Genomic DNA, 19,505 nt, shown 5'->3' on the forward strand with positions numbered 1-19,505 from the left:
CGCCGGTCCTCCTGCACCCGCGACCGTCGGTCGTCCCGCCCCGCGACCGCCGGTCGTCCCGCCCCGCGACCGTCGGTCGTCCCGCCCCGCGGAGACCGCGTGCTTCCCGTCCGGCGGAGACCGCGTGCCTCCCGTCCCGCGTCCGTGCGGAGCGGCGGAAGGGAATTAATGCAAGCATGCTTGATTGTTTCTTGCCCCGCTGCCATGCTCCACCCCATGGCCGACCCGACGCCCGTGCTCGACGACCTCCGCGCCGAAAGCGATCAACTCGACAGGCTGGTAGCCGAGTTGAGTCCCGAGCGGTGGACGCTCCCGACTCCCGCCCCCGGCTGGACCGTCGCCCACCAGATCGCGCACCTCGCCTGGACCGACCACTCCTCCGTGCTGGCCGTGACCGATCAGGACGCGTTCGCCCGTGAGGTCGAGAAGGCGCTCGCCGCGCCCGGGGACTTCGTCGACAGCGGCGCGCGGGAGGGGGCCGCCAAGCCGCCCGAGCGGCTGCTCGCGGACTGGCGGGCCGGTCGCGAGGCCCTGGCGGACGCCCTGCGGAAGGCGCCCGCGGGAGCACGTTTCCCCTGGTACGGCCCACCCATGTCGGCCGCCTCCATGGCGACCGCCCGGCTCATGGAGACCTGGGCCCACGGCCAGGACGTGGCGGACGCGCTGGGCGAGACGCCCGCACCCACCGACCGGCTCCGGCACATCGTCCGCCTCGGCGTCCGCACCCGCGACTTCGCCTTCGGCGTGCACGGACTGCCCACGCCGTTCGAGGAGTTCCGCGTCGAACTCGGCTCCCCGTCGGGTGAGTTGTGGACGTACGGCCCCGAGGACGCCACGGATCGCGTGACCGGCCCCGCCCTCGACTTCTGTCTCCTGGTCACCCAGCGGGCCCACCGCGCCGACCTCGCCCTGCGCGCCGAGGGCCCGGACGCCGACCGCTGGCTGGACATCGCCCAGGCCTTCGCGGGCCCGCCCGGCAGCGGTCGCCCGCCCAAGGGGGCCACCCGGTGACGGTCCTGCGCATAGGCAACGCCTCCGGCTTCTACGGCGACCGCTTCGACGCCCTGCGCGAGATGCTCACCGGCGGCGAACTCGACGTCGTCACCGGCGACTACCTCGCTGAGCTGACCATGCTGATCCTCGGCCGCGACCGGCTGAAGAACCCCGCCGGCGGATACGCCCGCACCTTCCTGCGGCAGCTGGAGGAGTCCCTCGGCCTCGCCCACGACCGCGGCGTGCGCGTCGTCACCAACGCCGGAGGCCTCAACCCGGCCGGACTCGCCGACGCCGTACGGCAGTTGGCGGAACGGCTCGGCATTCCGGCACGCGTCGCGCACGTCGAGGGCGACGATCTCGGCGCCCGGTATCCGGGCAGCCTGACCGCCCACGCCTATCTCGGCGGCTCCGGCATCGCCGCGTGTCTGCGCGAGGGCGCGGAGATCGTCGTCACCGGGCGGGTCACCGACGCGGCCCTCGTCACCGGCCCCGCCGCCGCCCACTTCGGCTGGGGGCCCGAGGAGTACGACCGGCTCGCGGGCGCCGTCGTCGCCGGACACGTCCTGGAGTGCGGGACGCAGGCCACCGGCGGCAACTACGCCTTCTTCGCCGAGGGCGGCCGTGACCTGCGGCGACCCGGCTTCCCGCTCGCCGAGATCCACGAGGACGGCAGCTGTGTCGTCACCAAGCACCCGGGCACCGGCGGCTTCGTCGACGTAGGCACGGTGACCGCCCAGCTGCTGTACGAGACGACGGGCGCCCGGTACGCAGGACCCGACGTCACCGCCCGCCTGGACACCGTACGGCTCACCCAGGACGGCCCCGACCGGGTACGGATCCACGGCGTGCGCGGGGAAGCCCCGCCGCCGACCCTCAAGGTCGGCCGCACCCGCCTCGGCGGCTTCCGCAACGAGGTCGTCTTCGTGCTCACCGGTCTGGACATCGAGGCCAAGGCCGCGCTCGTGCGGGAGCAGATGGCGCAGGCGTTCCTCAAGGCGCGCCCGGCGGAGGTCCGTTGGGAGCTGGTCCGCACCGACCGGGCCGACGCCGACACCGAGGAGACCGCGAGCGCCCTGCTCCGGCTCGTCGTACGCGACCCCGACCAGGATGCCGTGGGGCGGGCGTTGAGCGGGGCGGCCGTGGAGCTGGCGCTGGCCAGCTACCCCGGCTTCCATGTGCTCGCGCCGCCCGGGAAGGGCTCCCCCTACGGGGTGTTCGAGGCCGCGTACGTGCCGCAGGAGGACGTCGAGCACATCGCCTTCCTCGACGACGGCCGCCGCCTGGTCGTTGCCGCGCCCCCGGCCGCCGGCACCCTCGTGCTCGAGGACGTACCGGAACCGGACCTGCCGGATCCGCTGCCTCCCGGTCCCGTACGGCGCGCGCCCCTCGGGCTCGTGGCCGGCGCCCGCAGCGGCGACAAGGGCGGCAACGCCAACGTGGGCGTGTGGGCCCGCACGGACGAGGCCTGGCGCTGGCTCGCCCACGAGCTGACGGCCGACAGGTTCCGGCAGCTCGTCCCCGAGAGCCGCGAGCTGACCGTCACCCGGCACACCCTGCCCCGGCTGCGCGCCCTGAACTTCGTCGTCGAGGGCGTCCTCGGCGCCGGGGTCGCCGCCCAGCACCGCTTCGACCCGCAGGCCAAGGCACTCGGCGAATGGCTGCGCTCCCGACACCTGGACATCCCGGAGGCCCTCCTGTGACGGCTCTCACGTCCGCCCTGGACACCCAGGGCCCCGACTACCGCGCGCACCGCGAGGCCATGCTCGCCAAGCTCGCCGACCTCGACACCGAGCACGCGAAGGCGCTCGCGGGGGGAGGGGAGAAGTACGTCGCCAGGCACCGTGCGCGCGGCAAGCTCCTCGCCCGTGAACGCATCGAGCTGCTCCTCGACCCCGACACGCCGTTCCTGGAGCTGTCGCCGCTCGCCGCCTGGGGCAGCGACTACGCGGTGGGCGCCTCCCTGATCACCGGCATCGGGGTCGTCGAGGGCGTGGAGTGCCTGATCACCGCCAACGATCCGACCGTGCGCGGAGGCGCCAGCAACCCCTGGTCCCTCAAGAAGGCCCTGCGCGCCAACGACATCGCCCTCGCCAACCGGCTGCCCTGCATCAGCCTGGTGGAGTCGGGCGGGGCCGACCTGCCGTCGCAGAAGGAGATCTTCATCCCGGGCGGGGCCGTCTTCCGCGACCTGACCCGGCTCTCCGCCGCAGGGATCCCGACCGTCGCCGTCGTCTTCGGGAACTCGACCGCGGGCGGCGCGTACATCCCCGGCATGTCCGACCACGCGATCATGGTCAAGGAGCGGGCGAAGGTCTTCCTCGGCGGGCCGCCCCTGGTGAAGATGGCCACCGGCGAGGAGAGCGACGACGAGTCCCTGGGCGGCGCGGAGATGCACGCGCGCGTGTCCGGCCTCGCCGACCACTTCGCCGTCGACGAGCGGGACGCGCTGCGGCAGGCGCGCCGGGTGGTGGCCCGCCTCAACCACCGCAAGGCGTACCGGGATCCGGGTCCGGCCGTCCCTCCGAAGTACGACGAGGACGAACTCCTGGGCATCGTCCCCGGGGACCTGCGCACCCCCTTCGACCCGCGCGAGGTGATCGCCAGGATCGTCGACGCCTCCGACTTCGACGAGTTCAAGCCCCTCTACGGGACGAGCCTCGTCACCGGCTGGGCGACCCTGCACGGCTACCCGGTGGGGATCCTGGCGAACGCCCAGGGGGTGCTGTTCAGCGCGGAGTCCCAGAAGGCCGCCCAGTTCATCCAGCTCGCCAACCAGCGCGACATCCCGCTCCTCTTCCTGCACAACACCACCGGCTACATGGTCGGCAGGGAGTACGAACAGGGCGGCATCATCAAGCACGGCGCGATGATGATCAACGCGGTCGCCAACTCGAAGGTCCCGCACCTGTCCGTCCTCATGGGCGCCTCGTACGGGGCCGGCCACTACGGCATGTGCGGGCGCGCCTACGACCCCCGGTTCCTCTTCGCCTGGCCGAGCGCCAAGTCGGCGGTGATGGGCCCGCAGCAGCTCGCCGGGGTCCTGTCGATCGTCGCCCGGCAGTCGTCCGCCGCGAAGGGCCTGCCCTACGACGACGACGCGGACGCCGCCCTGCGCGCCATGGTGGAGCAGCAGATCGAGTCCGAGTCGCTGCCGATGTTCCTGTCCGGGCGGCTGTACGACGACGGTGTCATCGACCCGCGCGACACCCGCACCGTTCTCGGCCTGTGCCTGTCGGCCGTCCACACCGCGCCCTTCGAGGGTGCGCGGGGCGGCTTCGGCGTCTTCCGGATGTGAGGCTCATGATTACTTCCGTTCTGGTGGCCAACCGCGGCGAGATCGCCTGCCGCGTGTTCCGCACCTGCCGCGAGGCGGGCATCCGTACCGTCGCCGTGCACTCGGACGCCGACGCGAACGCCCTCCACGCGCGCGTGGCCGACGCGGCCGTACGGCTGCCGGGCAGCGCGCCCGCGGACACCTACCTGCGAGCCGACCTCGTGGTGAAGGCCGCCGTCGGCGCGGGCGCGGACGCCGTGCACCCCGGCTACGGCTTCCTCTCCGAGAACGCCGACTTCGCGCGCGCCGTCCTGGACGCGGGCCTCGTCTGGATCGGGCCGCCGCCCGAGGCGATCGAGGCGATGGCGTCCAAGACGCGCGCCAAGCGGCTCATGGGGCTCGCCGCGCTCGCCTCGGACGAGGTGACGCAGGCCGATCTGCCGGTACTGGTGAAGGCGGCCGCGGGCGGGGGCGGGCGCGGTATGCGCATCGTGCGCCGTCTGGCGGAGCTGGGGCCCGCGCTGGAGGGGGCCCGCGCCGAGGCCGCGAGCGCCTTCGGCGACGGCGAGGTGTTCGTCGAGCCGTACGTCGAGAACGGCCGCCATGTCGAGGTGCAGATCCTCGCCGACACGCACGGCACGGTGTGGGCGCTCGGCACCCGCGACTGCTCCCTCCAGCGGCGCCACCAGAAGGTCGTCGAGGAGGCGCCGGCGCCGGGCCTCTCCGAGCGGTCGGCGGAGGAACTGCGCACGCTGGCCGTGCGCGCCGCGCGGGCCGTCTCGTACGTCGGCGCCGGCACCGTCGAGTTCCTCGTCGCCGACGGCCGCGCGCACTTCCTGGAGATGAACACCCGCCTCCAGGTCGAGCACCCGGTCACGGAGGCCGTCTTCGGCCTCGACCTGGTGGCCGAGCAGATCCGGGTCGCGGAGGGCGCCGCCCTGGACCCCGAGCCGCCACGCGCGCGTGGCCACGCCGTCGAGGCCCGCCTCTACGCCGAGGACCCGGCGAACAACTGGACCCCGCAGACCGGCACGCTGCACCGCCTGACCGTCCCCGAGGGCGTCCGCCTGGACACCGGCTACGGAGACGGCGACGACATCGGCGTCCACTACGACCCCATGCTCGCCAAGGTCGTCGCCCACGCCCCCACGCGCGCGGAGGCGATCCGCAAGCTCGCGGGCGCCCTGGAACGCACGGTCCTGCACGGCCCGGTCACCAACCGCGACCTGCTGGTGCGCTCCCTGCGCCACGCGGAGTTCACGTCCGCCCGCATGGACACCGGCTTCTACGACCGGCACCTCGGCGACCTCACCGTCCCGGCCCCCGACCCGTACGCCCCGCTGGCCGCCGCCCTCGCGGACGCGCGCACCCGCTCGCCGCTGGGCGGCTGGCGCAACCTGCCGTCCCAGCCGCAGACGAAGCGGTACGCGACGGCGGGCGAGGAGACCGAGGTCCGCTACCGCCACACCCGGACCGGCCTCACGGCCGAGGGCGTACAGGTGGTGCACGCCGACCCCGGTCTCGTCGTCCTGGAGATCGACGGCGTACGGCGCCGCTTCGAGGTCGCCCGCTACGGCGACCGCGTCCACGTCAACAGCGCCGCCCTCACCGCGCTGCCGCGCTTCCCCGACCCGGAGGACCAGCACGCCCCCGGCTCCCTGCTCGCTCCGATGCCCGGCACGGTCGTCAAGCTCGCGGACGGTCTCCTCACCGGATCGAGTGTCCGGGCCGGTGAACCGCTGCTGTGGCTCGAAGCGATGAAGATGCAACACGTCATCGCGGCCCCGGTGGACGGGACGCTGACGGCGTTGCCGGTGACGACAGGACAGCAGGTCGAGCTCGGCACCCTTTTGGCCGTCGTGGAGGGACACGCGCCCTGAGGGGCGCGGGGCGCCACCCCATGCGGCTCCGCCGCGTGGGCGCGGCCTTCCACGACGAACCCGCAGACGAAGGAGACACATTGAGCACGCTGATCGAATCCGACGAGCACAAGGCCCTCCGCAAGGCGGTCTCGTCCTTCGCCAAGAGCCACGCCCACGACTCCGACGCGGAGAAGAGCGGTCTGTGGCAGGAGGCCGCCAAGCTCGGCTACATCGGCGTCAACCTGCCGGAGGAGTACGGCGGCGGAGGCGGCGGCATCACCGAGCTCTCCCTGGTCCTCGAAGAGCTCGGTGCCGCGGGAGCCCCGCTCCTGATGATGATCGTCTCCCCGGCGATCTGCGGCACGGTCATCGCCCGCTTCGGCACCGAGGCCCAGAAGCGGGAGTGGCTCCCCGCCCTGGCCGACGGCAGCCGCCTCATGGCCTTCGGCATCACCGAACCCGACGCCGGCTCCAACAGCCACCGCATCACCACCACCGCCCGCCGCGACCCGGCGAGCGGCGACTGGCTGCTGACCGGCCGCAAGGTCTTCGTCTCCGGCGTCGACATCGCCGACGCCACCCTGATCGTCGGCCGTACCGAGGACGCCCGCACCGGCAGTCTCAAGCCCTGCCTGTTCATCGTCCCGCGTGACGCCGAAGGCTTCTCCCGCCGCCGCATCGACATGGAACTGACCAGTGTGGAGAAGCAGTTCGAGCTCGTCCTGGACGACGTGCGGCTCCCGGCCGAGGCGCTCGTCGGCGACGAGGACGCGGGCCTGCTCCAGCTCTTCGCCGGACTCAACCCCGAGCGCATCATGACGGCCGCCTTCGCGATCGGCATGGGGCGGCACGCGCTCTCCAAGGCGATCGAGTACGCGCGCGAGCGCACCGTCTGGAAGAGCCCGATCGGCGCCCACCAGGCCATCGCGCACCCCCTCGCCCAGGCCCACATCGACCTGGAACTGGCCCGCCTGATGATGCAGAAGGCGGCCCAGCTGTACGACGCGGGGGACGACGCCGGCGCGGGCGAGGCCGCCAACATGGCCAAGTACGCGGCCGGGGAGGCCTGCGTGAAGGCGGTCGACCAGTCCGTGCACACCCTCGGCGGCAACGGCCTCACGCGCGAGTTCGGCCTCGCCAAGCTGATAACGGCGTCCCGCGTGGCTCGTATCGCCCCGGTGAGCCGGGAGATGATTCTCAACTACGTCTCCCACCAGACCCTGGGCCTGCCCAAGTCGTACTGACCGCAGCCGGCAACCGTCGTGTCCGGCGCGCGCGAGGAGGAACCGTGTTCCGCAGCGAGTTCGCAGACGTCCCGCCCGTAGAACTCCCCATCCACGACGCCGTGCTGGGCCGCGCGGCCGAGTTCGGCGAACTGCCGGCGCTCGTCGACGGCACGGACGGCACCACCCTCACGTACGACCAGGTGGACCGGTTCCACCGGAGGGTCGCCGCCGCGCTCGCCGAGGCCGGGGTCCGCAAGGGCGACGTACTGGCCCTGCACAGCCCCAACACCGTCGCCTTCCCGCTCGCCTTCTACGCGGCCACGCGCGCGGGCGCCACGGTCACCACCGTGCACCCGCTCGCCACCGCCGAGGAGTTCGGCAAACAGCTCGGCGACTCCGCCGCCCGCTGGATCGTCACCGTCTCCCCGCTGCTCCAGACCGCCCGGCGGGCGGCCGAACTCGCGGGCGGCGTCGAGGAGATCTTCGTCTGCGACACCGCCGCCGGGCATCGCTCGCTCGTCGACATGCTCGCCTCGGCGGCCCCCGAACCGCAGGTGGACATCGACCCGGTGGAGGACGTGGCGGCCCTGCCGTACTCCTCCGGCACCACCGGCGTCCCCAAGGGCGTGATGCTCACCCACCGGCAGATCGCCACCAACCTCGCCCAGCTCCGGCCGGCGATGTCCGCGGGTCCCGGCGACCGCATCCTCGCCGTGCTGCCCTTCTTCCACATCTACGGCCTGACCGCCCTGATGAACGCGCCCCTGCGGGAGGGCGCCACCGTCGTGGTGCTGCCCCGCTTCGACCTGGAGACGTTCCTCGCGGCCATCCAGAACCACCGCATCACAGGCCTGTACGTGGCGCCGCCGATCGTCCTCGCCCTCGCCAAGCACCCGGCGGTCGCCCGGTACGACCTGTCGTCCCTGCGGTACGTCGTCAGCGCGGCCGCGCCCCTGGACGCCGGCCTCGCCGCCGCCTGCGCCGAGCGCCTGGGCCTGCCCCCGGTCGGCCAGGCCTACGGCATGACGGAACTGTCCCCGGGCACCCATGTCGTCCCGCTCGACGCCATGCGGGACGCTCCCGCCGGCACCGTCGGCAAGCTCATCGCCGGCACCGAGATGCGGATCGTCTCCCTCGACGACCCCGACAACGACCTCGACGTCGGCGAGGCCGGCGAGATCCTCATCCGGGGACCGCAGATCATGAAGGGCTACCTGGGGCGCCCCGACGCCACCGCCGACATGATCGACGGTGACGGCTGGCTGCACACCGGCGACGTCGGGCGGGTCGACGCGGACGGCTGGCTGTTCGTCGTCGACCGGGTCAAGGAACTGATCAAGTACAAGGGCTTCCAGGTGGCCCCCGCCGAACTCGAGGCCCTCCTGCTCACCCACCCCGGCATAGCGGACGCGGCCGTCATCGGCGTCTACAACGACGACGGCAACGAGGTCCCGCACGCGTACGTGGTCCGGCAGCCCACGTCACCCGACCTGTCCGAAGGAGAGATCGCGATGTACGTCGCCGAGCGGGTCGCCCCCTACAAGCGCGTCCGCGGGGTCACCTTCATCGACGCCGTGCCGCGCGCCGCCTCCGGGAAGATCCTGCGCCGCCAACTGAGGGAGCGTGCATGACGACCGCCCTGGTCGGACGGACCCGCGTCCGAGGGGTCGAGACCCTCAGCCTCGACTCGCCCGCCACCCGCAACGCCCTCTCGCGCGCCCTCGTGAGCGAACTGACGGACGCGCTCGCCAGGTGCGACAAGGACGACGACGTACGCGCCGTCGTCCTCACCCACACCGGCAACACCTTCAGCGCGGGCGCCGACCTGAAGGACCCGCCGCCGCCCCACGCGGTGCCCGCGCTGCTCCAGCGGCTCCTCGAACTGCGCAAGCCCGTGGTGGCCCGGGTCGCCGGGCATGTGCGGGCGGGCGGCCTGGGCGTGCTCGGCGCCTGTGACATCGCGTTCGCCTCCGGGACGGCCACCTTCGCGTTCACGGAGGTGCGCATCGGGGTCGCGCCCGCCGTCATCTCGCTGCCGCTGCTGCCCCGCGTCGAGCCGCGCGCCCTCGCCCGCTACTGCCTCACCGGCGAGACCTTCGACGCGGCGGAGGCGGCCCGGATCGGCCTCGTCACCCGGTCGGCCGGCGACGCCGACCTGGACGAGGCCCTCGCACCCGTCCTCGACGGCCTGCGCCGGGCCGCACCCGAGGCCCTGGCCAGGACGAAGGAGCTGCTCACGGCTAAGGTGCTGGAGGCCTTCGTCGAGGACGCGGGCGAGATGACCAGGCTCTCGGCCTCGTTGTTCGCCGGCCCCGACGCCCGCGAGGGAATGACGGCCTTCCTCGAACGACGGGATCCTCCATGGGTGTTGTGACCACGCACGACCGCACCCCGGGAGAAGACCGCACCCCGGACGGCCGTGCCCCGGACGGCCGCACCCCGGGCGACCGGGGGACGGGTGACCGGGTGCCCAAGCAGGACCGCAGCCGGGCCACCCGGCAGCGGCTCCTGGCGGCCGCCGTGGCCTGCCTCGCCGAACGCGGCTGGGCGGGCTCCACGGTCTCCGTCGTCGCCGAACGCGCGGGCGTCTCCCGGGGCGCGGCCCAGCATCACTTCCCCACCCGCGAGGACCTCTTCACCGCGGCCGTCGAGTACGTCGCCGAGGAGCGCTCGGACGCGTTGCGCGCGCTGTTCCCGCAGGGTGCGACCGGCGACCGGCGCGCGGTCGTCACCGCCCTGGTGGCCCTGTACACCGGCCCCCTCTTCCGCGCCGCCCTGCACCTGTGGGTGGCCGCCTCCAACGAGGAGCAGCTGCGCCCGCGGGTGACCGAGCTGGAGGCCCGCGTGGGCCGCGAGAGCCACCGCATAGCCGTCGAGCTCCTGGGCGCCGACGAGACCGCGCCCGGCGTCCGCGAGACCGTCCAGGGCCTGCTGGACATGGCCCGCGGCCTCGGCCTCGCCAACCTGCTCACCGACGACGCGGGGCGCCGCGAGCGCGTGGTGGCGCAGTGGGCGGGGCTGCTGGACGACACGCTGGGCCGAGACCACGACCGGCCGGCCCCCGGCCCCGGTCCGGAAGTCCCCGGCCCCGTTCCGGAAGTCCCCGGCCCTGGCCCCGTTCCGGAAGCCCCCGTCAGGGGCTGAGCCGCTCCACCCGCCAGCTCCCGTCCGCCTCCGTCACGTACCGCAGCCGGTCGTGCAGCCGGTTCAGGCGGCCCTGCCAGAACTCCACCGACTGCGGGGCCACCCGGAAACCGCCCCAGTGCGGCGGCACCGGCACCTGCTCGCCCTCCGGGTAGCGGGCCGCCAGCTCGGCGTAGGAGGCGTCGAGATCGGCGCGCGTGGCGATCACCGAGGACTGGGCGCTGGCCCAGGCGCCGAGCTGCGAGCCGTGCGGCCGGGTCCGGAAGTACGCGGCGGTCTCGTCGCGTCCGGTGCGCCGGGCCACGCCCCGCACGATGACCTGCCGGGCCATCGGATGCCAGGGGAAGAGCAGCGAGACGTACGGGTTCTCGGCGAGGTCGTGGGCCTTGCGGGAGTCGTAGTTGGTGTAGAAGACGAAACCCTGCTCGTCGAAGTGCTTCAGCAGCACCGTGCGGGAGCCGGGCCGGCCCTCGGCGTCCGCGGTGGAGACGACCATGGCGTTCGGCTCGAAGAGATGGGCCTCGACGGCCGCGTCCTTGAACCAGCGGGCGAACTGCTCCACGGGCGTGGCGGCCAGCTCGGCCTCGGACAGCCCCTCGGCCCGGTACTGCTTGCGCATGGCGGCGGGATCGGGGGCGGGGCCGGGGGAGACGGCGTCTGCGTCGGTCACGTGGTCATCTTGCCGTATGACCCACCGCCGCAGACCGACCCACCAAAGGTGGCACTGAGTGCCGCAAGACTCCCCAATGGTGGCACTCGGAGATATGGTGCAGGGGCACCCGTCGCCGCCGTCCCGCCCCGGTGGGGTGCCGGTCGGGTGACCGACGACCGCACGGGGCATCACTGGAGTACCGCCCAGGACCGCGAGTCCTCGCACCCGAGGTGCACAGGACCGTGGAACCATCGGCGCCGTCCGTCGCACACCCGCTGTCGCCCACGACCCGCCGCACCCGTCCCGTCCCCACCCCCCGTTACGCACCTTCCGTCCCGCACATCCCGTCGCACACACCACGAGGAGCCGCCCGATGTCCGACTTCGTACCCGGACTCGAAGGAGTCGTCGCGTTCGAGACGGAGATCGCCGAACCCGACAAGGAGGGCGGCGCCCTGCGGTACCGGGGCGTCGACATCGAGGACCTGGTGGGCCACGTCTCCTTCGGCAACGTCTGGGGCCTGCTCGTCGACGGCGCCTTCAACCCCGGTCTGCCGCCCGCCGAGCCGTTCCCGATCCCCGTCCACTCCGGCGACATCCGGGTCGACGTGCAGTCCGCGCTCGCCATGCTCGCGCCCGTCTGGGGCCTCAAGCCCCTGCTCGACATCGATGCCGAGCAGGCCCGCGCGGATCTGGCGCGCGCCGCCGTCATGGCCCTCTCCTACGTGGCCCAGTCCGCGCGCGGCCAGGGCCGGCCGATGGTCCCGCAGCGGGAGATCGACAAGGCGCAGTCCGTCGTCGAGCGGTTCATGATCCGCTGGCGCGGCGAGCCGGACCCCAAGCACGTGGCCGCGGTCGACGCCTACTGGACGTCAGCCGCCGAACACGGCATGAACGCGTCCACGTTCACGGCGCGGGTGATCGCCTCCACGGGCGCCGACGTCGCCGCCGCCCTGTCCGGCGCGGTGGGAGCCATGTCGGGCCCGCTGCACGGCGGCGCCCCCTCCCGCGTTCTCGGCATGATCGAGGAGATCGAGCGGACCGGGGACGCGGAGGCGTACGTCAAACAGGCCCTCGACAAGGGTGAGCGGCTCATGGGCTTCGGCCACCGCGTCTACCGCGCCGAGGACCCACGCGCGCGTGTGCTGCGCCGTACGGCCCGCGAGCTGGGCGCGCCGCGCTTCGAGATCGCCGAAGCCCTGGAGAAGGCCGCCCTCGCGGAACTCCACGCCCGCCGCCCCGACCGGGTCCTGGCGACGAACGTCGAGTTCTGGGCGGCCATCATCCTGGACTTCGCCGAGGTCCCGGCGCACATGTTCACCTCGATGTTCACCTGCGCCCGCACGGCGGGCTGGTCGGCGCACATCCTGGAGCAGAAGCGCACCGGCCGCCTGGTCCGCCCCTCGGCCCGCTACATCGGCCCGGGCTCCCGCAGCCCCCGGGAGATCGAGGGCTACGGGGCCATCGGCGGCTAGGACGCGCGCGGCCGGCGGAACACGGCGTCACGCGGGACTGAGCAGCTCCGCGTGATGCCGTTCGGCCACCAGCGGGTGGGCCCGCAGCTTGCCCTTCAGCTCGTTGAAGCCGTACTCGGCGAAGAGCGGGTTGGCCGGGTCGTCGGTCACGCCGGGCGCGGCGGAGGCGTGCGGGAAGGGCAGCGGCTCGACGCGGGCGTCCAGACGGGGGTTGTAGAAGAACGGCACGGAGAACCGCTCGACGGCGCTCGGCGGCGACACGACCCGGTGGTTGGTGGCCACGAGATACCCGTCGGTCGCCACCTCCAGCAGCTCGCCCAGGTTGACGACGAAGGCGCCGGGCAGCGGCGGGACATCGTGGAACAGCCCGTCCGCGCGCTGCACCTGGAGCCCGCCGACCTGGTCCTGGAGCAGCAGCGTCAGGAACCCGTAGTCCTTGTGCGCCCCGACGCCCTGGCCGGCGCCGTCGCCCGCGCTTCCCGGATACCGCACGAGCTTCAGATGCGGATGCGCCCGCTCCCCGAAGGCCTGGTCGTAGAAGTCGACGGGCGCCCCGATCGAGGCCAGCAGCTCGTGCAGCAGCTTCTCGGCGACGGCGCTCAGCCGCTCGATCCACGCGAGCGCGGCGGCCCGCAGCGCGGGCAGCCCGGCGGGCCACTGGTTGGGCCCCTCGAGCCACCAGTAGGCGGGCTCGTCGGCCCCGGGCGTCCGGGCGGGCCGCTCGGCCCCTATGTCGAGCTGGTCCCGCCAGTCCTGCCGCCCGCCGGTCCGCTCGTCGCCGGTCCGCGTGTAGCCGCGGAAGTGCGGCGAGCGCACGTTGTCGATGGCCAGCCGCTCGGCCTCGGGCAGCGCGAAGAAGGCCCGCATGGCGGACAGCAGCTCGCCCGTCTCCCGCTCACCGACCCCGTGCCCGACCAGCTGGAAGAACCCCACGTCGTGCGCGGCACTGTGCAGCTGCGCGTGCAGCAGCGCCCGCGCCTGGGGACCCCGGTCGGCGGCGGAGAGATCGATGATCGGCAGTTGCTGGTACGACGGGTTCGTCATGGTACGTCCGCAGGTGTACGGGGCCCGGCCGCCGCCGTGGGTGGGCGGCGCACGGGTGCCAAGTGGGCAAGGGGGAGGGGAACGCAGGCGGATGGAACCGCGGAAGGGGCCGGAAGCTCAGAGGGAGCGTCGACAGCCCATGCTCGTGACGCGGACGTAGTCCACGTGGCGGCGTCGAACGAGCGCAAGCATGCGCCCAGGGTACTGCCTGACGAAAGATCCGTACGTGGCGCGGATCACGCCCCGCAAACCCTGCGGGCGGAGGGCCGGAAAAGCAGACGACCCGCGAGTCTGGTCCTCGCTCAGGAGGGCCGGCCGGACGTACCGGCGACTCGCGGGTCGGGTGACTGCGTTGAATTGGCCGGTTGCGTGCAACTCACACACGCCGGTCCGGCACCGCACTCAGTGGGCGACGGGCCACTAGCCCGCAGCCACCTCCGACGTCCGGTGTGCATACATGCTTCGGACCACCTCCTTTCCTTCGGTACACCACACCCTAGGAACCCGGCTCCGGTCGCTCAAGTGTTTTTCTCGGATGTTGACTCGGCGGACCGGGAACCGATTCCCTGCTCGTGTGACCGATCTTCGTCTGCGCGCAGAGGTCGTGGCCGGTGGGGCCGCGTTCGAACAGCGGCGGCACGTCCACAGCCCGACGAGACGTGCGTGCCGGCCGTCGGCGAGGACGGCCTGCGGTTCGCGCGGGCGCGCGGCTTCGCCGAGGTCGAGCGGTATGCGCGGGGCGGCGGTGCGGCGGAATGGGCCGACCTGCGGCTCCTGCCCCGCCATGACCGGGGCGCGGTACAACGATTCCTCTGCAATCTTGCGGGAACCATATGTGGGCTGCGTCACGTTCGAGTTGAATGAGGGCAAGTGAGCGAACCTGCAGGGGGTCCAGGTGAGTGCTTCCCGACGTAGTGGGACCACCGACGAGCTGGGGCCGGACGAGCCCGAGCGGTCGGGCGGCGACGGCCCCACGCCCCCGGAAGGCGCGGAGACGGCGGTCGGTCCGGTCGGCCCGGACGGCACCGACCTGCTCGCCGCGCTGCTCGACGGCATGGACGCGGCGCTCTGCGCGTTCGACGGCGACGGCATCGTCACCCACTGGAACCGCGAGGCCGAGCGCATCCTCGGCTGGAGCGCCACCGAGGCGGTCGGCCGCCGCGGCTTCGCGGGATGGGCCGTGCGCGAGGCCGACGCCGAGGACATCGAGGGGCGGCTGATGTCCGCCATGCACGCGCCGGGCCGCCAGGTCCACGAGTTCGCGCTGCTGACCAAGGACGGCGGCCGTGTCCTCGTACGCAGCCAGTCCGCCGCCGTGCGCGGGCCCGACGGCAAGCCCGCGGGGCTGTACTTCGCGTTCAGCGAGGTGCACGCCCAGATCGACCTGGAGCGCTCCATCGCGCTGAGCGAGGCACTCTTCGACGACGCCTCCTGGGGAGTCGTCCTGGTCGACGCCGACCTGCGCCCCGCCGTCGTCAACGCGCACGCCGCCCGCGCGCTCGGCACGGGCCGTACGGCCGCCCTCGGCCGCCCTCTGGGCGATCTGCTCACCCGGGGCGTCGAGGAGCTGGAGAACGCGCTGACGCACGTCCTCGCCGAGGGCGCCCCGCCGGCCCCCGCCGAGCTGTGGGTCGGGGTGCGCACTCCGGAGGGCGAGAAGCGGCGCTGCTGGCGCAGCGGCTTCCTGAGGCTGGCCTCGCCGCTCGCCGAGGAGCCGGTGCCCCTGGGGGTCGGCTGGCTCTTCCAGGACGTCACCGAGGCCAAGCAGGGCGAGCAGGAGGCCTCGCTGCTGCGCTTCCGCGCCAACCAGCTGCACCGGGCCGCCCGCGCGGCGGCCGAGTGCGAGGACCCCGCCGAGGCGGCCACCGTGCACCTGGACTTCGCGCTCGCCGGGTTCGCCGACCACGCCCTGGTCGACCGGGTGATGGGCGGCGCCCGGACCGACACGGAGGGGGTCGGGCCGCCGCGGCTGATGCGGATCGCGGCCACCCCGTCGGGCGGGCCGGGTCCCAGCGTGCTCACCGGTCACACGGGCCTGCCCGTCCGCTACGGCGAGGCGCACCCGGCGCTCCAGTGCGTGGCGCGGGCCGGTTCGGTGCGGGCCGGCGTGGGCTCCGCACCGGCCGACGAGGCGCGGGAGTGGGCCCGGGCGCGCCTGTGGCCCGACGACACGGTGCACGCCCTGTGCGCGGTGCTGCGCAGCCGGGGCCGCACCCTGGGCGTCGTGACGTTCCTGCGCGGCGGTGGCCGCACGGCCTTCGAACGTTCCGACGCGACCTACGCCGAGGATGTCGCCGTCCGGATGGCCGCGGCCCTGGACCTCGCCGATCTGACCGGAGCCGCCGACGCCGCGGGCCGGGACGACGGCGCCTGACCCGCGCGGCCGGGCGGCCGGACGGCGTCGGACGGTCGGCCCCGCCGGGCTGCCCGGCTGCCGGTGGCGCGGGTTCAGCGGCGGTAGAAGATCCGGTCCCGGTACTCCTCCATGATCCGCTCGTTCCAGTCGTGGCCGCCGTCGACGTTGCCCGAGCGCAGCAGCGGGGGCTCGATGCCGCGCTCGGCGAGGATGCCGGCCGCGGTGGCCATGACGGCCTGGAGGAGGGCCGAGGTGACGACCGTGGAGGCGGGGGCGAAGGGCGCGGGGACGGTGTCGAGGGTGAGCTCGGCGTCGCCGACCGCGATCTTCGAGTCGAGGACGATGTCGCAGTGGTCCTTCAGGAACGTTCCGGAGGCGTTCCGGGGTGTCGTCTCCGCGGCGTAGGCCACCGAGGTCAGGCCGATGACCCGGACGCCCCTGGCGCGGGCGTTCCGGGCCATCTCCACGGGCAGGGCGTTGCGGCCGGACAGCGAGATGATGACGAGGGCGTCCCCCGCGCGCAGGGGCGAGGTGTCCAGGACGGCGCCGGCGAGGCCGTCGACGCGCTCCAGGGCGGAGCCGAGGGTGGCGGGGACGACATCGACGCCGACGACGCCGGGGACCGCGAGCAGGTTCATCAGGGCGAGGCCGCCCGCGCGGTAGACGACGTCCTGGGCGGCGAGGGAGGAGTGACCGGCGCCGAAGGTGAAGAGGCGGCCGCCGGCGGCCACGGTGTCGGCGAGCAGCGTGCCGGCGGCCTCGACGGTGTCGGCCTCTTCGTCGCGGGCCCGCTGGAGCAGGGCGATCGCGGCGTCGAAGAACTGGGCGGCGAGCTTGCGGTCGCTCATCCGAAGGGCCCCTTTGCCTAGCGGGTGTCCGTGTCGCGGATCACCGTGCGGTCTGGACCAGTGCGCTGTCAATACGCCCGGTGACGGTGGGGCGGACGGGGTGCGGGCCGGTCCGCGCCGGGTGCGCGTGCCCCGATGTAACCGCCTCGTTTCAACGGCGCGGCACGCTTGTCAGTGGTATCCGGCAGAATTGACTCCAGGGCCAGCGCACGCGCCGGAGAGCCGTTCAGCCTTCGGCAGAGCCAGCAGAGCTAATCGAGGGGCACACATGTCCGGACTGATCGACACCACGGAGATGTATCTCCGCACCATCCTCGAGCTGGAAGAGGAAGGCGTGGTGCCCATGCGTGCCCGGATCGCCGAACGCCTCGACCAGAGCGGGCCGACGGTCAGCCAGACGGTGGCGCGCATGGAGCGCGACGGTCTGGTCTCCGTGGCCAGCGACCGCCACCTTGAGCTCACCGACGAGGGCCGCAGGCTGGCCACGCGCGTGATGCGCAAGCACCGCCTCGCCGAGTGTCTCCTCGTCGACGTGATCGGCCTGGAGTGGGAGCAGGTGCACGCCGAGGCCTGTCGCTGGGAGCACGTGATGAGCGAGGCGGTCGAGCGTCGCGTGCTGGAGCTGCTGCGGCACCCGACCGAGTCGCCGTACGGCAACCCGATCCCGGGCCTGGAGGAGCTGGGCGAGAAGGACGGCGCCGACCCGTTCCTGGACGAGGGCATGGTCTCGCTGGCCGACCTCGACCCGGGCCTGGAGGGCAAGACGGTCGTCGTTCGCCGTATCGGCGAGCCGATCCAGACGGACGCGCAGCTGATGTACACGCTGCGCCGCGCGGGCGTGCAGCCCGGTTCGGTGGTGAGTGTGACGGAGTCGGCGGGCGGTGTCCTGGTGGGCAGCGGCGGCGAGGCGGCCGAGCTGGAGTCGGACGTCGCGTCCCACGTGTTCGTCGCGAAGCGCTGAGCTCGGCCGGGGCGGGTGCGGGGCGTCGTCGGGGCGACCGCCGGTCGTCGTCGAAACGCTGAGCATTGTTCAACTCCTGGGGAGCACGGGGAAGTTGGGCCGTTCCGTCGATCTCGTCGAATCGCAGATTCCCTGTGTCGAATCGCAGCGCTCCGGCGCTGCACGTGCCAGGCTGTCGCGTGGGGCATATGACCTGAGGGGGGCCGGATGCCGTGCCGCGGAGCAGTGGAGAGCCCCGGTGCCGTACGGCACCGGGGCCTGTCCTCCCCTGTACTGACCCGGAGCCCCGAGCTCTCAGGGTCATTCCCCTCGGACCGATTTCCCCGAGCGGTCCGCCTCCCGCTGAAGGTCTCCCCTCGGCAGCGGCGATCATTCCTTGAGTGTGGTCACTCGAACGAGGGGTGTTGTGCGCGGAGAGTGCATTTCTCGAAAGGCCATTCGATAGCCTGCGGGTGATTGAAGGCAGTACGAAGGCATCGGAAGCGCAGCGGTATGACGGCTAGGGGGTGCCAGGACCTATGGCGCGACGCATCGACGTGACCGGGGCGGGCGGCGTACGCCTGGCGGCCTGGGAGTTCGGTGACCCGCCCAAGGGTGACCCGGCGAAAGCGGTGGCGGAGCCCGTGATTCCGCCCCAGTCCGCGCGGAAGCGGGAGCGGGGCCGACCGGCCGAGCCCCTGGAGAACGGCGCCGGAAGCAGGCCGGGCGTCCTGTTACTGCACGGTCTGATGGGCCGGGCCTCGCACTGGTCGTCCACCGCCCGCTGGCTCTCCGAGCGGCACCGCGCGGTCGCCCTCGACCAGCGCGGCCACGGCCAGAGCGCGAAGTCGCCCGAGGCCGCCTTCACCCGCGAGGCCTATGTCGAGGACGCGGAGGCCGCCCTGGAGCAGCTCGGCCTCGCCCCGGCCGTCCTCATCGGCCACGCCATGGGCGCCCTGACCGCGTGGCAGCTCGCCGCCAAGCGCCCCGACCTGGTGCAGGGCCTGATCGTCTGCGACATGCGGGCCTCCGCGCTGGGAGCGGCCTCGCAGCGTGAGTGGGGCGACTGGTTCAAGTCCTGGCCCGCCCCCTTCGCCACGCTCGCCGACGTCCGCAAGTGGTTCGGCGAGGACGACCCCTGGGTGGAGCGCCCCAACCCGTCCCGGGGCGAGTTCTACGCCGAGGTGATGCACGAGTCGCCGGACGGCTGGCGTCCCGTCTTCGAGCCCGAGCAGATGCTCAAGTCCCGCGAGACCTGGGTCTACGACGCGCACTGGGAAGAGCTCACCCAGGTCCGGTGCCCGGCGCTGGTGGTGCGCGGTCTGGACGGCGAGCTCGGCCGCGCCGAAGCCCAGGAGATGGTGCGGGTCCTGCCGCGCGGCGCGTACGCGGAGGTCGCGGACGCCGGGCACCTCGTGCACTACGACCAGCCGGAGGGATGGCGCACGGCGATCGAACCGTTCCTCGACGCCGTACTCGCCCCCGAAGCCCCCTGAGGTCTCCCCGACACCCTGGGAAACCCCCCGACACCAGGCCCTGGAAGGCCCGCCCCAGCCCGTGGGGCGGGCCCCAAGCCCGCAGGACCTGCCCAAGCCGCCTGGGTCCGGCCCAAGCCCGTTGGGCGGGCCCAAGCCCGCAGGACCTGCCCAAGCTGCCTGGGTCCGGCCCAAGCCCGTTGGGCGGGCCCAA

The 19,505-nt window shown here is 73.3% G+C and carries 14 protein-coding genes and 1 pseudogene; 12 read left to right on the forward strand and 3 right to left on the reverse strand.

The genetic code is table 11. From position 1 onward, the window contains the following. Positions 1-216 precede the first annotated feature (216 nt). The 8 genes and pseudogenes from ABT070_RS21770 to ABT070_RS21805 all read left to right on the forward strand — a co-directional run. Positions 217-1,011 (forward strand): TIGR03084 family metal-binding protein, encoded by a 795-nt coding sequence (locus tag ABT070_RS21770; RefSeq protein WP_351763101.1) that lies wholly within the window; start codon positions 217-219, stop codon positions 1,009-1,011. Then, the gene (locus ABT070_RS21775) at positions 1,008-2,696 is read left to right on the forward strand and encodes an acyclic terpene utilization AtuA family protein (RefSeq protein ID WP_351763103.1); all 1,689 of its coding nucleotides are present in this window, start codon (positions 1,008-1,010) and stop codon (positions 2,694-2,696) included. The genes ABT070_RS21770 and ABT070_RS21775 overlap by 4 nt, the downstream gene beginning before the upstream one ends. Next, positions 2,693-4,291 (forward strand): acyl-CoA carboxylase subunit beta, encoded by a 1,599-nt coding sequence (locus ABT070_RS21780; RefSeq protein ID WP_351763105.1) that lies wholly within the window; start codon positions 2,693-2,695, stop codon positions 4,289-4,291. Before ABT070_RS21775 ends, ABT070_RS21780 begins: the two co-directional genes overlap by 4 nt. Positions 4,292-4,296: 5 nt before the next feature. Next, positions 4,297-6,150 (forward strand): acetyl/propionyl/methylcrotonyl-CoA carboxylase subunit alpha, encoded by a 1,854-nt coding sequence (locus ABT070_RS21785; protein WP_351763107.1) that lies wholly within the window; start codon positions 4,297-4,299, stop codon positions 6,148-6,150. An 80-nt stretch (positions 6,151-6,230) separates the two neighbouring features. Beyond that, positions 6,231-7,376 (forward strand): acyl-CoA dehydrogenase family protein, encoded by a 1,146-nt coding sequence (locus ABT070_RS21790; protein ID WP_351763109.1) that lies wholly within the window; start codon positions 6,231-6,233, stop codon positions 7,374-7,376. Between the two features lie 44 nt (positions 7,377-7,420). Then, positions 7,421-8,989, forward strand: coding sequence for a 4-coumarate--CoA ligase family protein (locus tag ABT070_RS21795; RefSeq protein WP_351763111.1), 1,569 nt, complete (start codon positions 7,421-7,423; stop codon positions 8,987-8,989). After that, on the forward strand, positions 8,986-9,732 hold the full coding sequence (locus ABT070_RS21800) for an enoyl-CoA hydratase family protein (protein ID WP_351763113.1): 747 nt from the start codon (positions 8,986-8,988) through the stop codon (positions 9,730-9,732). The genes ABT070_RS21795 and ABT070_RS21800 overlap by 4 nt, the downstream gene beginning before the upstream one ends. Further along, positions 9,720-10,397, forward strand: a pseudogene (locus ABT070_RS21805) (TetR/AcrR family transcriptional regulator); the annotation flags it as partial. The gene ABT070_RS21800 and the pseudogene ABT070_RS21805, both read left to right, overlap by 13 nt. Before the next feature lie 94 nt (positions 10,398-10,491). Here the strand turns inward: ABT070_RS21805 and pdxH are convergent. After that, on the reverse strand, positions 10,492-11,172 hold the full coding sequence (pdxH, locus tag ABT070_RS21810; protein ID WP_451100758.1) for a pyridoxamine 5'-phosphate oxidase: 681 nt from the start codon (positions 11,170-11,172) through the stop codon (positions 10,492-10,494). Between the two features lie 355 nt (positions 11,173-11,527). On the opposite strand from pdxH, the gene ABT070_RS21815 reads away from it, so the two are divergent. Beyond that, positions 11,528-12,628 carry a citrate synthase 2 gene (locus ABT070_RS21815; RefSeq protein WP_351763117.1) on the forward strand — a complete coding sequence of 367 codons (1,101 nt, stop codon included), beginning with the start codon at positions 11,528-11,530 and terminating at the stop codon, positions 12,626-12,628. Positions 12,629-12,655: 27 nt separating this feature from the next. On the opposite strand, the gene ABT070_RS21820 is transcribed toward ABT070_RS21815, so the two are convergent. Continuing rightward, on the reverse strand, positions 12,656-13,672 hold the full coding sequence (locus ABT070_RS21820; protein ID WP_351763119.1) for an isopenicillin N synthase family dioxygenase: 1,017 nt from the start codon (positions 13,670-13,672) through the stop codon (positions 12,656-12,658). 895 nt (positions 13,673-14,567) lie between these two features. On the opposite strand from ABT070_RS21820, the gene ABT070_RS21825 reads away from it, so the two are divergent. Then, positions 14,568-16,046, forward strand: a complete 1,479-nt coding sequence (locus ABT070_RS21825) for a PAS domain-containing protein (RefSeq protein WP_351763121.1) — start codon at positions 14,568-14,570, stop codon at positions 16,044-16,046. A gap of 74 nt (positions 16,047-16,120) precedes the next feature. Here ABT070_RS21825 and ABT070_RS21830 read toward each other — a convergent pair whose 3' ends face one another. Beyond that, complete coding sequence (locus ABT070_RS21830) at positions 16,121-16,876, reverse strand: SIS domain-containing protein (protein WP_351763123.1); 756 nt, start codon at positions 16,874-16,876, stop codon at positions 16,121-16,123. Between the two features lie 268 nt (positions 16,877-17,144). Between ABT070_RS21830 and ABT070_RS21835 the strand changes: the two genes are divergently transcribed. Then, the gene (locus ABT070_RS21835) at positions 17,145-17,837 is read left to right on the forward strand and encodes an iron-dependent transcriptional repressor DtxR (RefSeq protein ID WP_020130217.1); all 693 of its coding nucleotides are present in this window, start codon (positions 17,145-17,147) and stop codon (positions 17,835-17,837) included. Between the two features lie 518 nt (positions 17,838-18,355). After that, entirely contained in the window at positions 18,356-19,312 is a 957-nt protein-coding gene (locus tag ABT070_RS21840) for an alpha/beta fold hydrolase (RefSeq protein ID WP_351763125.1), read from the forward strand. Positions 19,313-19,505: the final 193 nt, after the last annotated feature.

Origin of the sequence: Streptomyces sp. NPDC002884, assembly GCF_040295245.1 — a bacterium.
Classification (GTDB): domain Bacteria; phylum Actinomycetota; class Actinomycetes; order Streptomycetales; family Streptomycetaceae; genus Streptomyces.